The organism is Streptomyces sp. NPDC028314 (assembly GCF_055565795.1).
In genome coordinates, this window is sequence record NZ_JBVHTP010000001.1 from 226,498 (window position 1) to 240,030 (window position 13,533).

14 protein-coding genes are annotated in these 13,533 nt (G+C 71.6%); 9 read left to right on the top strand and 5 right to left on the bottom strand.

From position 1 onward, the window contains the following. The first annotated feature begins 13 nt into the window (after positions 1-13). The 6 genes from ACZ4TG_RS01085 to ACZ4TG_RS01110 all read left to right on the top strand — a co-directional run bounded on the left by ACZ4TG_RS01085 (position 14) and on the right by ACZ4TG_RS01110 (position 5,160). A complete protein-coding gene (locus tag ACZ4TG_RS01085) occupies positions 14-592 on the top strand; it encodes a DoxX family protein (protein ID WP_468159197.1) in 579 nt (192 codons plus the stop codon). A gap of 234 nt (positions 593-826) precedes the next feature. Then, positions 827-2,356 (top strand): sensor histidine kinase, encoded by a 1,530-nt coding sequence (locus ACZ4TG_RS01090; RefSeq protein ID WP_468159198.1) that lies wholly within the window; start codon positions 827-829, stop codon positions 2,354-2,356. A 6-nt stretch (positions 2,357-2,362) separates the two neighbouring features. Further along, positions 2,363-2,770 carry a roadblock/LC7 domain-containing protein gene (locus tag ACZ4TG_RS01095; RefSeq protein ID WP_468159199.1) on the top strand — a complete coding sequence of 136 codons (408 nt, stop codon included), beginning with the start codon at positions 2,363-2,365 and terminating at the stop codon, positions 2,768-2,770. After that, positions 2,767-3,126: a DUF742 domain-containing protein gene (locus ACZ4TG_RS01100; protein ID WP_468159200.1), complete on the top strand. Its 360-nt coding sequence runs from the start codon at positions 2,767-2,769 to the stop codon at positions 3,124-3,126. Before ACZ4TG_RS01095 ends, ACZ4TG_RS01100 begins: the two co-directional genes overlap by 4 nt. Continuing rightward, entirely contained in the window at positions 3,107-3,733 is a 627-nt protein-coding gene (locus ACZ4TG_RS01105; RefSeq protein WP_468159201.1) for a GTP-binding protein, read from the top strand. Before ACZ4TG_RS01100 ends, ACZ4TG_RS01105 begins: the two co-directional genes overlap by 20 nt. Further along, positions 3,730-5,160: a cytochrome P450 gene (locus ACZ4TG_RS01110; protein WP_468159202.1), complete on the top strand. Its 1,431-nt coding sequence runs from the start codon at positions 3,730-3,732 to the stop codon at positions 5,158-5,160. Before ACZ4TG_RS01105 ends, ACZ4TG_RS01110 begins: the two co-directional genes overlap by 4 nt. Before the next feature lie 69 nt (positions 5,161-5,229). On the opposite strand, the gene ACZ4TG_RS01115 is transcribed toward ACZ4TG_RS01110, so the two are convergent. After that, positions 5,230-6,327 carry a terpene synthase family protein gene (locus ACZ4TG_RS01115; protein ID WP_468159203.1) on the bottom strand — a complete coding sequence of 366 codons (1,098 nt, stop codon included), beginning with the start codon at positions 6,325-6,327 and terminating at the stop codon, positions 5,230-5,232. A 5-nt stretch (positions 6,328-6,332) separates the two neighbouring features. Beyond that, a complete protein-coding gene (locus tag ACZ4TG_RS01120; protein WP_468159204.1) occupies positions 6,333-7,238 on the bottom strand; it encodes an SAM-dependent methyltransferase in 906 nt (301 codons plus the stop codon). Positions 7,239-7,500: 262 nt separating this feature from the next. On the opposite strand from ACZ4TG_RS01120, the gene ACZ4TG_RS01125 reads away from it, so the two are divergent. Beyond that, positions 7,501-7,644 (top strand): hypothetical protein, encoded by a 144-nt coding sequence (locus tag ACZ4TG_RS01125; RefSeq protein ID WP_468159205.1) that lies wholly within the window; start codon positions 7,501-7,503, stop codon positions 7,642-7,644. Positions 7,645-7,727: 83 nt separating this feature from the next. On the opposite strand, the gene ACZ4TG_RS01130 is transcribed toward ACZ4TG_RS01125, so the two are convergent. Continuing rightward, on the bottom strand, positions 7,728-10,931 hold the full coding sequence (locus ACZ4TG_RS01130) for an NACHT domain-containing protein (RefSeq protein WP_468159206.1): 3,204 nt from the start codon (positions 10,929-10,931) through the stop codon (positions 7,728-7,730). A gap of 211 nt (positions 10,932-11,142) precedes the next feature. Here ACZ4TG_RS01130 and ACZ4TG_RS01135 point away from each other — a divergent pair, with 211 nt between their 5' ends. Further along, on the top strand, positions 11,143-11,325 hold the full coding sequence (locus ACZ4TG_RS01135) for a hypothetical protein (protein ID WP_468159207.1): 183 nt from the start codon (positions 11,143-11,145) through the stop codon (positions 11,323-11,325). Between the two features lie 251 nt (positions 11,326-11,576). Then, positions 11,577-12,038, top strand: a complete 462-nt coding sequence (locus ACZ4TG_RS01140; RefSeq protein ID WP_468159208.1) for a BP74-related protein — start codon at positions 11,577-11,579, stop codon at positions 12,036-12,038. Positions 12,039-12,215: 177 nt separating this feature from the next. Here ACZ4TG_RS01140 and ACZ4TG_RS01145 read toward each other — a convergent pair whose 3' ends face one another. Together ACZ4TG_RS01145 and ACZ4TG_RS01150 are read right to left on the bottom strand one after the other, a co-directional pair. Beyond that, positions 12,216-12,401 (bottom strand): hypothetical protein, encoded by a 186-nt coding sequence (locus ACZ4TG_RS01145; RefSeq protein ID WP_468159209.1) that lies wholly within the window; start codon positions 12,399-12,401, stop codon positions 12,216-12,218. Positions 12,402-12,508: 107 nt separating this feature from the next. Further along, positions 12,509-13,477, bottom strand: a complete 969-nt coding sequence (locus tag ACZ4TG_RS01150; RefSeq protein ID WP_468159210.1) for a Dyp-type peroxidase — start codon at positions 13,475-13,477, stop codon at positions 12,509-12,511. Positions 13,478-13,533 lie beyond the last annotated feature (56 nt).

Here is a 13,533-nt window from a genome sequence, read left to right on the forward strand (position 1 = left end):
AACGGCCGAACCGATGGCGGCGCACCGCCGTGTGCCGGGTGTGAACACAACACCCTCCGGCCTGCGCGCCACCGCCGCCCGGCACGCACTCCTGCCGCTGCGCCTCTTCCTCGGCATCACGTTCGTCTACGCCGGTCTCGACAAGCTGGCCGATCCGGCATTCCTGTCAGCCACCGGTGACGGCTCGATCGGCCTGCAGATGGAGGCCGTACGGGAATCGGCGGCCGTACCGGGACTGGTGGACCTCGCCCTGACCAACCCGGTCGGCTTCGCCATCGCACTGGCCGCCGGTGAGCTGGCGGTCGGACTGGGAGTCCTGGCCGGCCTGCTGACCCGAACCGCGGCACTGGGCGGCGCGCTGATCTCCCTGAGCCTGTGGCTGACCATCAGCTGGCCGACCACCCCGTACTACTACGGCAACGACCTGGCCTACCTGATGGCCTGGACCCCTCTGCTGCTCGCCGGCGCCCCCGCGCTCTCCCTCGACGCGCTCCTGCGGCGGCGCGCCGCCCCTCTCCCGGACCGCCCTTACCGCAAGCGGCCGAGCCCCCGCCGGGCGCCGCGGAGGGATGGCCTGAACTCCCCGCGATAAACGTTCGAATAAATATCTGGAGACATCAACCGGACGCCTCCTCCGCGGCTTTCTCAACAGCACCCTTCGAAAGGGTGACCCTTTCGAACGGATTCCCCTCTCGCCCGCATCATGGCGAGTAATCGTTCCTCCTTACGATGAACCCCAACGAAACTCAGGAACAGCCGAGTTGACCCCGTTATGCTCCCGCCCATCGGTCATAAGATCCCCTCTTTCGATGGCTCGAGGAACTTGATGGCGCAAGAAGATTCCCCACCCACAGCCGCCTCATTCGAGGCGGGGATAAGCTGGACACTGCCCGCGATCGCGGCTGCGGCCGCCGTCTGCCTGATCGGCGCGCTGGTCTCCGCACCGGGGCCCGCTCCCGGCGTCTGGATCACGGTCGGCAGCGCCTGTACCGTCGCGGCCATCGTCGAAGCAGTGCGCCGCGGACGTGCGGCGGCCGCTCAGCGTGCGCAGATCTCGACCCTCCTCACCGCCCTGCAGCGCCAGGAGACCGAGACCAACCACCTCGCCGAAGTGGTCCTGCCCGAGGCGATCGACCGGCTGCGCCGGGGCGAGTTCCCCGAAGAGGTGGTGAACGCGCTCGTCGGCAACGGCAGACACGCCACGCGCTGGAGCACCGACACCTCGATGACGCCGCAGTTCAGAACGGCCCTGCGGACCGTGCTGGCCCGCGTCGTCGACGCCGTCGACGCCGAGGAGAACCTGCGCGAGTCGGCGCAGCGGGCATTCGTCAACATCGCCCGCCGCGTGCAGGCCATCGTCCATCAGCAGGCCCAGGAAATGCGGGAGATGGAGGACCGGCACGGCAGCAACCCGGACGTGTTCGGCGACCTCCTGCGGCTCGACCACGGCACCGCCCTGGTCGGCCGGCTCGCGGACTCGATCTCCGTCCTCGGCGGGGCCCGCCCCGGCCGCCAGTGGAGCCGGGCCGTCCCGCTCTACAGCGTCCTGCGCGGGGCGATGTCCAGGATCATCGACTACCAGCGCGTCGAGCTGCACTCGGTCACCGAGGTCGCCGTCGTCGGTCCCGCTGTGGAACCGCTGATCCACGCCCTGGCCGAGCTGCTCGACAACGCCACGCGGTACTCGCCGCCCCACACCCGGGTCCACCTGACCGCGGTCGAGGTGCAGTCGGGCATCGCGGTGGAGATCGAGGACGGCGGGGTGAACATGAGCGAGGAGGCCCGCAAGCGGGCCGAGCGCATGCTCGCCCAGGCCCAGACCGGCATCGACCTCAACGACCTCGGCGAGACGCCGCGCCTGGGCCTCGCGGTGGTCGGGCGGCTCGCCCAGGCGTACGGGTTCCAGATCTCGCTGCGGTCCTCGGCCTACGGCGGGGTGCGCGCCGTGCTCATCGTCCCCCAGGACCTGATCACGACGACCTCGGCCGCGACCGGGCTCGCCCACGGCATCGGCGCCTCCTCCGGTCCCCGGGCCGCCTCGCCGGCGCCGCGGCAGCACCCCGTGGACCACCTCACGGCGTACGCCTCCGCGCCACCGCCTCCCCCGCTCCACGGCCCGGGTCGTCCCCTGCACGGCGACGACGGTCCTCCCGTCACCGAGCGGACCGCCACCGGCCTGCCGCAGCGGCGGCGCAAGGACCGGGCGACCGCGTTCGAAGCCCCGTACGCGGTTCCCTCCCGGACCCCGGCGGAGGAGGCGGCCCCCGGCATGTGGCTGGAGGCCTTCCACAGCGGCCTGTCCGGCCCGTCGGGCGGCGAGGACGAGGCCACGGGCTCAGCGAACAAAGGGACTTAAGCAGTGATGCAACAGCGAATCAGCAGCCTGGACTGGATGCTCAAGGATCTGGCCTCCGGAGTTCCACAGACGCGGCACGTGATCGTGCTGTCCTCGGACGGCCTGTGCGTCGCCCAGTACGGAGCGGAAACCGACACGGCCGACCGCCTGGCGGCGGCGTGCGCCGGCCTGCAGAGCCTGGCCGGAGCCGTCGCCGCGGAACTGCCGCACTCCGAGGGCCGGATGAGACTGGTCGTCATCGAGATGGACGGCGGGTTCTTCTACCTCATGGCCGCCGGCTCGGGCTCCTACCTGGCGGTACTGGCGGACGAGGGTGTCGACGCGGGCTTGATGGGAGCGCAGATGCGCGCCCTGGTGAGCCGGATTGGAGAACACCTGAGCACTCCGCCTCGACATGACGGGCATACCGCGTGAGCGAGCCACCCGCGGGCTGGGAGGCGGACAGGCCCGAGAGGCTCTACGTCATCACCGGCGGCCGCAGCGGGCCGTCCTCCTCCACCCGGCTCGACCTCGTCACGCTGGTGGTGGCCAGGGCCGCCGCCCTGCCGGAGATGCAGCCGGAGCACGCTTCGATCCTGCGGATGTGCCAGGCGCCGCTGTCGGTGGCCGAGATCTCGGCCTATGTCGGCCTGCCCGTCAGCGTGGTCACCGTCCTGATCGGCGACCTGCTGGCGGACAAACGGGTCCTGGTGCGCCCTCCGGTGCCCGTCGCCAAACTTCCCGACATCGCTCTGATCGAGGCCGTGATCGATGGACTACAGAAACTCTGACCGGGCGGCCCTCGCCGGGCCCCGGCACGAGGACATACTCCCCCAGTCGGCGGCCACCGCCGTCAAGATCGTCATCGTCGGCGGGTTCGGCGTCGGCAAGACGACCATGGTCGGCGCGGTCAGCGAGATCCGGCCGCTGACCACCGAGGAGACGATGACCAAGGCGGGCATCGGCGTGGACGACACGAGCGGGGTGGGTCAGAAGACCACCACGACCGTCGCCATGGACTTCGGCCGGATCAGCATCAACGAAGAACTCGTGCTCTACCTGTTCGGCACCCCGGGCCAGGAGCGCTTCTGGTTCCTGTGGCGAGGGCTCTTCGAGGGCGCGCTCGGCGCCGTCGTCCTCCTCGACACCCGTCGGCTGGAGACCAGTTTCGACGTCATCGGCCGTCTGGAGGAGCGCGGAGTGCCCTTCGTCGTGGCCGTGAACTCCTTCCCGAACGCCCCCGAGCACCCGCTCCACGAACTGCGCCAAGCCCTGGACCTGCCCCCAGCGGTCCCGATCCTCGTCTGTGACGCCCGACGGCGGGACTCGTCCCGGGACGTCCTGCTGACCCTCATGCGCTACCTGCATTCCCAGGCAGCCACCACGGAGGCACTGTGAGTACCAACCCCACCCCGCCACCCGGGTGCCCGGCGCACGCCGCGGCCGACACCGGCGGACTGCGCCGGCTCGACGGACCCGAGGCGGCCGCGGACCCCGCCGGTCTGTACGAGAAGCTCCGCGCGGAACACGGCCCGGTGGCCCCGGTCCTGGTCCACGGCGAGCTGCGCGCCTGGCTCGTCCTCGGGCACCGGGAGAACCTGGACGTGGCCCGCACCCCCTCGCGGTTCGCCCGCGACCCCCGGGGCTGGCGCGACATGAAGGAGGGCCGGGTCCCCGCCGACACCCCGCTCGGCCCCATGGTGGCGTGGGTGCCCGTGTGCAACTTCACCGACGGCCCCGTCCACGAGCGGCTGCGCGGCGCCGTCATGGAGTCCCTGGAGCGCTTCGACAAGCGCGGCATCCGGCGCTACGTCACACGCTTCGCGAACCAGCTGATCGACCGGATCGCGGCGGACGGGCGCGCCGACCTGGTCTCCGCCTTCTCGGACCAGCTCCCCATGCTGGTCATGACCCAGCTCCTGGGGGCACCCGACGAGCACGGCCCCCGCCTGGTCAAGGCGGCGCGCGACATGCTCCAGGGGACCGAGACCGCCCTGGAGAGCGACCGGTACGTCACCGCGACCCTGGAGCAGCTGGTCCACGCCCGCAAGGCGGTCCCCGGGCGCGACCTGGCGTCCTGGCTGCTGGAGCATCCGGCGCAACTGACCGACACGGAGGTGCTCATGCACCTGCGCGTCGTACTGATCGCGGCCTACGAGACGACCGCGAACCTGATCGCGAACACGCTGCGCACGGTGCTGACCGACCGGCGCTTCCGTGCCAGTCTCTCCGGCGGGCACATGACCCTGCCCGACGCGCTCGAACAGGTCCTGTGGGACGACCCGCCGATCAACACCATCATCGGCCGCTGGGCCACCGGGGACACCCAGCTCGGCGGCCGCCAGATCAAGGCCGGCGACATGCTGCTGCTCGGCCTGTCGGCGGGCAACGCCGACCCCCAGATCCGCCCGGACCCCGCCGCGTCCGTCCACGGCAACCGCTCGCACCTCGCGTTCAGCAGCGGGCCGCACGAATGCCCGGGCCAGGACATCGGCCGGGCCATCGCGGACACCGGCATCGAGGTGCTGCTCGGCCGGCTGCCCGACCTGGAGCTGGCCATCGACGCGAGCGAGCTGCGCTGGCGCGGCACCCTCATGTCCCGGCACCTGCTCGCCCTGCCGGTGCGGTTCACTCCGCGCCCGTTGGACGAGGCGATGCCTCAGGCCGGCGCGCATCCCCACCCGGAGCGGCCGGCCGGCCATCCCCCGCACGCCGCTCACCTGCCACGGCAGGCGACGGGGTACGTACCGCCGGCGCCCGCGGCCGGCAGCGCCTCCGCCCACCGCAGGCCGAGCTGGTGGCGAAGGCTCCTGGGTATCGGCTGAGAAGGCACCCGGCTGTTCGCGCAGGGGCCGCGCCCAGGACGGCGGGGCCCCTGCGCACCCGTATGCGGCTCAGCCCTCCAGTTGCGCCCACCACCAGGCGAGGGCGGGCAGCGGCGGGGCCTCCAGCCCCGCGTGACCGGGCGAGGTCGTGTACCGGACGTCGAACCGCGCTCCGTCGACGGGCAGTTCATTGCGGTTGCGCGGACTGGCGTAGCGCGGCGCCCGGCTCTGCCACTCGACGCAGCCCGCGATGTAGTGGCCCAACCCCTCCAGATGGCGGGCGAGCGGCTCGTCCGCGCCCCGGGCCAGCTGCTCCCGGAGCCTCAGGAACAGGACCATCGCCCGGTCCCTCAGCGCCACCGCGAGCGGCACCGCCTCCGCCGGGGTACAACCCTCCTGATGGGCCAGGACGTTGACCAGGTTCACCTCCCACGGCTCCACGTGGTCGTCCTTGTCGTAGGAGAAGAGGTCGTTGTCGGCGCTGACGACGAAGCCCGCCGCCTCGGTCAGGGCCCGCAGTCCCGGCGCGTACAACACGTCGGGGGGCAGCTCGACCCGGCCGGCCACGTCCGACCAGGTGAGGGAGAAGCGCGTGCCGTTGGCCAGTGTGCCCATCGCCGCGAAGTCGGCCAGGCCCGGCATCAGACCCCGCTCGGCGTTCGACGCCTCCCAGGCCGCCCCGAGCAGCCAGTCCCGGGTCCCCTCGGTGAAACGGCGGAGTTCGAACGGGGTGAGCAGCGCGTGGGTGCGCTTCACGAGGTCGTCCAGGGCGCGCGTCATCGGGCCGTCGGGCAGCAGGCCCGCCCCGGGTGACTCGATGGCCCGCAGCAGCCGGACGCCGTGGTCGGCGACGGCCGCCGTACGCACCTCCGCCGCTCCGGAGTCCTGCCAGTCGTCTACGGCATTGGCCCAGTAGTTCCACTCGATGAACAGCAGCAGGGGCTCCTCGTCCCCGCGCGGGATGATGCGGCAGGAGAAGTCCGCGCTGTGCGTGGCCAGTCCCCAGGCCCGCTCGACGGGATCGGCGTAGATCCCGTACGAGTCGAGCCACTCGACGGCCCGGGCCTCCAGCTCCTTCGCCCGCGGGTGTACGAGTCCGGTGTCGAGGGGACAGTAGAACGGCGGCAGCGGGCGGCCGATGCGGGAGGGCCGCTGCGCGGGCTGCACCGCCCTCACCTGCCGTTCCGGAACATCAGCAGCCGGGTTTCGACCGCGTGGTCTCGCCAGAGCCTGAAGAGCTTGCTGTGCACGACGGTCGACTCCCCCAGCCGCCGGAGGGTCCAGGCGGCCGGCGCGCCGCCGGCCCGGACGCGGTCGAGCTCGCTGGTGTTCCAGGCCATGGACTGCACCCAGAACTCCGCCACCCGGTCCGTCACGTCTTCCTCCCGTTCCAGTTCGAGTCCGGCCGCCGAAGCGGCCGACAGGTACTCCTCACGCGTTCCCAGCCGCGTCTTGTAGTAGTCGTCGATGAACTCCTGCCATTCGGGCCGGCGTACGAAGTGCTCCTGGATGCCGAACCAGCCGCCCGGCCGGAGCGCTCTCGCGACCACCTCGAAGAGGCGGGGCCGGTCCATGTAGCCGCTGCTCTCGTTGGCGTAGGCGGCGTCGTAGGCGTGCGCGGCATCGAAGTCGTGGATGTCGGCGGCGTGGGCACGGACCCGGTCACCGACGCCGGCCTGTCGTGCGAAGTGCTGGACCAGCGCGACGTGTTCGGCTGCGACGGTGACAGCGGTGACGGTCGCGCGATGCCGCCCGGCCCAGTACAGCGAGCCTCCTCCGAGGCCGCAGCCGATGTCGAGAAGGGTGCGGGGAGGCCGCTCGTAGGCGCCCCAGGAGCGGGCCGCGTGCTCGACTATCGCCTCTTGCGCGCGGATGATGCGCTGCTTGATCACGTTCTGCGGGACGGTGGTGTGGGGGTGCATGCCGTCCGGGAACATGCCTACGTGGAAGTGGACACGCGGTCCCGGGCCGTACTTGTGGAGGATGTCCGCGGTCTTGCGGCTGTAGTAGAGCCGCACCTGTTCATCGTCCAGCCCCTGGCCGCCGCCTAAGGGAGATACGAATGGTGTAGCGCTCATGTCTGTCCCGCCCCTTCGTGGCGTAGGGCTGCCGAGGCTGACAACCGATTGTGGTCACCCCGGCTGTCGGTTGAAGCTTGGAGCATCGTGGCACTCGGAGGCCGTTCCGTCTTCCCACAAGTGCCCTTCGTATCAGGCCAGTTGCAGAAAAATGGGTTCTGCGCAGCTTGTCCACCCTTCTTGACCGGCGCGCATACGTGCCGCGCGCCGGGGCAAAAGCCGGAAAAGGTTCCGCATCAGGTCCGTATCAGGGAGGCACGTCATGGCCGGATTGCTCGCCAGGCTGAAGGAGTTCCGCCGCAGCCCGCAGGGCGTCAGGGCGGAGGCGTCCGTCCGCCGCGCCGCCGCCGATCCCCGCAAGCGGGCCCAGGCCCGGCGGCTCGTCGACCGGCTCCGCAAGCGCTGATCGCCCCTGCGCACCCCGTACCGCGCGCGGCGGCGTCGCCCGGGTGCGCAGGTCAGGCCCGGCGCCCCTGGCCGGCCCGGCTGTCATCCATGGCTGAGGTCGGTCAGGGCTTCGGCCGCCTCCCTGCAGATGTCGCTCTCGGGGTCGTCGGCGAAGGACGCGAGCAGTGCGACGCCTTCCTCCCGATGGCCGGCCATGAGGGCCAGGGCCGTCGCGGCCTCTACGCGCTGGTATCCCCGGAGGCCGGTGTTGCCGACGAAGGCCACGAGGAGCGCGGCGGCGCGTTCGTCATCGAGTCTGGCCAGGTTCCACGCGGCCCTCACCCGGGCGTCGTCACCGAGGGCGGGATCGACCGCGAGGGCGGCCAGCAGGGCGGCGGCCTCCTCCCGCCACCCCAGCAGCTCGGATGATTCCCCGGTCGTCACCGCGTCTGCCAGGTCCTGAGCGGCCGTCACCCGGTCGGCGTCGTCGAGAGCGGGATCAGCCGCGAGGGCGGCGAGTACCGCGGCACCGCGCGCCCGGTGTCCCTCCAGCCCGGCCAGGGCGTCGGAGGCCAGGATCCGGTGACGTCCGTCGAGGAAAGGGTCCTCGGCGAAGTCGGTGAGCAGCGCAGCGGCGCGTTCGTCACCGAGTTCGCACAGCGCCTCGGCCGCCGTCACTCGGGAATAGTTCTCCAGGTCGGGATCGGTGGCGAAGGCGACCAGCATTCCCGCGCCTTGAGCCCGGTGCCCGTCCAGCCCGCCGAGAACGCCGGCTGCCGCGACGCGGTGGGGGGCGGCCAAGGTGGGATCGGCGCTGAGGGCGGCGAGCGGCCCGGCGGCCTGTTCCTGGTACCCGTCCAGCCTGGCCAGTGCCCGGGCGGCCCGCATGCGGTGGAACGCGTCGAGGGTGGGGTCGCCGGTGAAGGCGGCCAGCAGTGCGGCGCCTTGCGCCCGGTACCCCGCCATGTCGGCCAGCCCCGTGGCGGCATCGGTGCGGGCCCAGTAGTCGAGGGCGGGGTCCTCGGCCGAGGCGGCCAGCAGTGCGGCGCCTTGCGCCCGGTACCCGTCCAGCGAGGCGAGATCGCTCGCGGCGTCCAGGCGGCTCTGGGCGAACGCGGTGTCGGTGGCGAAGGCGGCGAGCAGCGCGGCGCCTTGCGCGCGGTGCCCGTCCAGCACGCCCAGGATGCCGGCGGCGTGGATGCGGTGGTGGTCCTCCAGGAAGGTGTCGGCGGCGAAGGACTCGAGCAGTGCGATGCCCTTCGCCTGATGCCCGTCCGTGCGGGCCAGGATCCCGGCGGCCTCCACACGGGCGTAGTCGTCGACGAGGGTGGCGTGGACGAAGCGGGTGAGCAGGCGTGCGGTGGTGTCCGGAGGAAGACCGGTGGCCAGGTCGATCTGGGTGGCGAGGAACACGTAGGCGGCGTGCCCTCCCGGCGTGAGGAGGCGTTCCAGGGCCTGGAGGGTCGCGGCCGCGATGTGGTCGCCAGGGGCGAGGAGCCCGTCGAGGAGGAACCCGAGGTAGGAGGGGTCCAGGTCCGGTGCCTTCCAGCCGTCCGCGGTGTGCGCCGGGTGCGGGGGGAACAGGTCGTGGAGGAGCCGGACGCGGGCCTGTTCGTCGCGGTTCGCGTGGCGGGCCGCGTGGTATTCGAGGAGGGTCTGGTGGAGGAAGTCGAAGTCGCCCGCGCGCTCGGCCAGTAGCCCGGTGGGGCGCAGGAGGTCGCCCAGGAAGGCGTTCCAGAGGGCTTCCCTGACCCGGTCGGGGCGCCGGGCGCGCAGGTGCGGGGCCAGGATGTCGACGGCCGGGGCGGTGTTCCCGCTGATCCTTTCGTGGGCGAGGTGGTCGATCAGCTCCGGCAGGTGGTCGCGTACCTGTCGTGCGGCCTGTTCGGCTGCCTGGTTGTCCCGGGACAGCTGGTGGCGGTCCTTCAGGAGGCGGATCGCCTCGGCATGGGTGCCGCGGATGCTCTTGTGGGTGTTCTGCTCGTAGAGCAGTTCCACGAAGGAGCGGTAGGCGCCGCTGCGGCCCTCGGGCAGCGGCCGGGCGGGGTCGGCCGCGTAGAGGCGGCACAGCATGGCCGCCATCAGCGGAGTGCGGGCCGGGCCGTCCAGGCGGGAGCGCCTGAGGCCGGCCATGAACTCCAGGACGCGGTCGGCGGGGTCGGGCAGGTGGCCGAAGCACGCCTGGGCGTACGTACGCAGCTCGGCCGTGGTGAACGGCTGCAGCGGGAAGGTGGCTGCGGGGCCCAGCCGGTCGAGTTCCCGGTCGGGCAGGGGGCGGGTCGCCACGAGGAACCGGTACGCCGAAGGCTGCCGGGCCGCCTCGCGGGCCAGCCGGTCCAGCAGGGCGACGCGCGTCGCGTGGTCGGGGACCTCGTCGAGGCCGTCGACCATCACCAGCCAGGGCACCTGAGGGCGCGGGTGGTGGACGAAGAAGTCCTCGGCGAGCGGTTCGCGCAGCCCGAGGGGGCCGAGCTCCTCGGTCACGGCCGCCGCCAGCGCCTGCGCCAGCACGGGGGCACCGGCGAGGTCGACGGCGCGCACCAGGACGGGGACCGCCGTGATGGCCGGGCTGCTCCGCTTCCTGGTCAGCCAGTGGTCGGCCGAGTCGGCCAGGTGGCGGCGCAGCAGTGTCGACTTGCCGACTCCCGCGCCGGCCAGGAGGACCCGGACGCGCTCCTCGCCCGCGAAGAGGCTCTGGGCGGGGCTCGGCCCGCCCGCCTGGGCCGGGCCGTGCGTGGGCTGCGCCTGTGCGCTGCGCCGGACGTAGACCTCGGCCAGCGGGGGCAGGGCGTGGTCATCTCCGTGACCGGGGTACGGGTGGAGGTCGGCGGCGCGTGCGGCGGCTTTGAGGTACGAGTCAAGTCGCGGATCGGGCCCCGGGGCGGCTTCGCTGCGGGCGACCTCCCACAGGGCCTTCCACCGTGCCTCGCGGACCCTCCACTCCACGGCGGCGTTCTGGAGGTCGCGGATCGCGGTCTGTGCCTCGGCCTTCCGCGCGGCGAGGGAGGAGGCGCGTATCGAGTCCCGGAGATCCTTGGTCCTCTTGTCGAGATCCGCCTGGCTCGGACGGTGCTCGCAGACGACGAGGAACGTCTCGACGAGCGCCCAGAGTTGCTCGAACTTCGCGGCGGGGGTTCCCGACAGCCAGTCGCTGACCGTTTGCGGCTTGAGAGCCTCGCTCGCGCGCAGGCGCTTGTTGGCGTTCCTGATCGCATCCGTCTGCGAGAGGCCGGACGCGTCCCGCAACGCCTTCAGTTCCGCCATCAGGAACCGGCGTCCACTGCCGAGTTGCGCCTCGTCGTGCATGCTCCGCTCTCCTCCTCGGTCCTGCGGCTTCCGGTCCCGCGGCATCCGGACGGCTCCGTCGGGGCGCTCCCGGGCACCGCCCTGACCAGCCTGTACGCACACGGATCCGGTCTCGTCCGGCCGGGTACCGGGTGCCCGCGCCGCCGGGGTGGACTGCATCCATCCCCGGTCACCCGGCCGGGGACGCGACACGGAGCGGATGGAGGCCCGTATGGGTGGCGTGGAGTGGGTTCCGGTGGCCGGACTGCTGGTCGGAGCGGCGATGGCCGTCCTGGTCGTTCACCTGGCCCTGCACGGTACGGCGGCGCGTGATCGCGCCCAACTGCTGACGGCACTGGCAACGGTGATCCGCGCTCTCGCGGAACTGGTCCGCTCCTTGTGGGGCCGGGCGTGATCCGGCTCCGCCGCGTCGGTCTCCTCCGGCTCCATACCGGACAGGATGCCCGACCGGACAGCCCCTGTCAGGCGCCCCGGAGCAAGAGCCCCAAAGGGCAGGGGTTGAGAGGAATCGAGAGGTTTTTTGGGCACTCCTGGGGGTCCGTTGGGGCACCTTTGGCCGTGAATCATCCAGTTCGTCAGCTTCCCGAATACGGTCGCTGCAGACGGGTCGTGGACGCGGCCCGACAGACACCGGAGGTTTCAGGAATGCGACGCACCCTCACCAAGGCCGGCAGTCTCGCGGCGGCCTCGCTGTTCGCCGTGGCGTTAGCCCAGCCCGCCCAGGCGGCGCAGGACGGCGGCGCGGACACGCGCTCCGCCACCGCGTCGGCGGCCTACTTCGAATTCACCGACGGCACGGACACGTTCGTCTTCAAGCTCACCGACTCCGTGCGGATCCAGCAGGCCCGCGACATCCTGAACGGCGTGGACACGGAGAACCGCGGCGTCATGGGCACGGTGGTGAAGACCCCCGCCTCGTACAACCAGCCCTGGAAGTTCCAGCTCGCCCCGGACTCGGTGAAGTTCTTCGGCATGGCCATGGAGGTGTGCGACGCGAACATCTCCTACGTCAACGACCACCTCAGCGAGGTGGGCGGGGCGCTCCTGCCCAGGTCGACCTGGTGTCCCTGGCACTCGCAGCTGACGCGCGAGGTCACCGCGCCGTAAGGCGCCGCGCTCCGGGCCGCTGACCGCGCTCGGCGTCACTCCGGCTGCCGGAACCTCCCGGCGGCCGGAGCTGTGTGGCGAGGTCGTCACACCCACGGGCACGGCCCTGCTCCGGGAAGGGTTTTCCGGAAACAGGGCCGTAGGTCCGTACGAGTGAACCCGAGGCGAGCGAGCCGGTCAGCGTCTGCGCCCCCAGCCCGCCCGTCGGCCGGTGCCCGTGCCGACGCCCTGCAGGTGCAGGGCCAGCACCGCCAGTCCCAGGAGCATGATGTTGACCGACGACAGGACGTCGTTGGTTTCGATGCCCGCCGCATTGATCACGAACGCGATGAAAAACAGTACTGCCGCTCCGATGGCCAGCATGGACCCTCCCTCTTCGAGACCGTGCCGACCGTGTGCCCCGCATCCCCGCACTCATACCGGCGGGGGCGGCCGTAACGCCCGCTGAGGCAATGGTGCGTCGCTGGCGCTCACCCGGAGGCGGGAGCGGGCGGCTCGGGCAGGTTCTCGAAGAAGTCGGCGGCCGGGGTGAAGAAGAGCGTGCCGGTGACCGCGGTGGAGAAATCCAGGATCCGGTCGTGGGTGCCCGGCGGGTCGCCGAGGAACATGTTCCGCAGCATCTGCTCCGTCACGGCGGGCGTGCGGGAGTAGCCGATGAAGTACGTGCCGAACTCGCCGCGCCCGAAGCTGCCGAACGGCATGTTGTCCCGCACGATCTGCAACTGGGTTCCGTCGGGCTCGGTGAGCGTGGTCATGCTGACGTGGGAGTCGGCGGGGTTGGCGTCGTCGTCCAGTTCCACGTTGGCCAGCTTGGTACGGCCGATCGCCCGCTCCTGCTCCTCGACCGGGAGCGCGTTCCACGCGGTGAGGTCGTGCAGGTACTTCTGCACGATGACGTAGCTGCCGCCGGCGAAATCCGCGTCCTCGTCGCCGATGGTCACGGCCGCTTCGGCGGCCCGTCCGGTGGGGTTCTCCGTGCCGTCGACGAAGCCGAGGAGATCGCGTTCGTCGAAGTACTTGAACCCGTGCACCTCGTCGGCGACCTTCGCGGCTCCTGCGAGCCGGTTCATGATCAAGGAGGCCAGCTCGAAGCAGACGCCCATCTCCTCGGCCCGGATGTGGAAGAGCAGGTCTCCCGGCGTGGCCGGAGCATGGTGCCGGCCGCCGTGCAGCTCCCGGAAAGGATGCAGCTCGGCCGGTTTCGGGCCGCTGAACAGCCGGTCCCAGACCGCGGAACCCACGCTGGTGGTACAGACGAGCCGGGCAGAGGGCATCCGGAAGCCGACCGTGCGCTGGAGGCCGCTGAGGTCGGCGAGCAGATCGCGGGCCACCGGCTCACCGCCGGGTTCGACCGTCACCACCAGGAACAGCGCCGCGCTGGTGAGCGGGCTGAGGACCGACTGGGACTCTGGTGCAGGGCCCTGCTGCTGCGGAGTCATGGCTTCCAGCCTGCGGGCGCATCATGCGTCGTGCCACCGCGCACCTGTGGCCTTCG

Bases quoted from the DNA above. Each gene is read 5' to 3' on its own strand.
- ACZ4TG_RS01085 (WP_468159197.1), top strand. From the start codon at position 14: ATGGCGGCGCACCGCCGTGTGCCGGGTGTGAACACAACACCCTCCGGC.
- ACZ4TG_RS01090 (WP_468159198.1), top strand. From the start codon at position 827: ATGGCGCAAGAAGATTCCCCACCCACAGCCGCCTCATTCGAGGCGGGG.
- ACZ4TG_RS01095 (WP_468159199.1), top strand. From the start codon at position 2,363: ATGCAACAGCGAATCAGCAGCCTGGACTGGATGCTCAAGGATCTGGCC.
- ACZ4TG_RS01105 (WP_468159201.1), top strand. From the start codon at position 3,107: ATGGACTACAGAAACTCTGACCGGGCGGCCCTCGCCGGGCCCCGGCAC.
- ACZ4TG_RS01120 (WP_468159204.1), bottom strand. From the start codon at position 7,238: ATGAGCGCTACACCATTCGTATCTCCCTTAGGCGGCGGCCAGGGGCTG.
- ACZ4TG_RS01125 (WP_468159205.1), top strand. From the start codon at position 7,501: ATGGCCGGATTGCTCGCCAGGCTGAAGGAGTTCCGCCGCAGCCCGCAG.
- ACZ4TG_RS01130 (WP_468159206.1), bottom strand. From the start codon at position 10,931: ATGCACGACGAGGCGCAACTCGGCAGTGGACGCCGGTTCCTGATGGCG.
- ACZ4TG_RS01135 (WP_468159207.1), top strand. From the start codon at position 11,143: ATGGGTGGCGTGGAGTGGGTTCCGGTGGCCGGACTGCTGGTCGGAGCG.
- ACZ4TG_RS01140 (WP_468159208.1), top strand. From the start codon at position 11,577: ATGCGACGCACCCTCACCAAGGCCGGCAGTCTCGCGGCGGCCTCGCTG.
- ACZ4TG_RS01145 (WP_468159209.1), bottom strand. From the start codon at position 12,401: ATGCTGGCCATCGGAGCGGCAGTACTGTTTTTCATCGCGTTCGTGATC.
- ACZ4TG_RS01150 (WP_468159210.1), bottom strand. From the start codon at position 13,477: ATGACTCCGCAGCAGCAGGGCCCTGCACCAGAGTCCCAGTCGGTCCTC.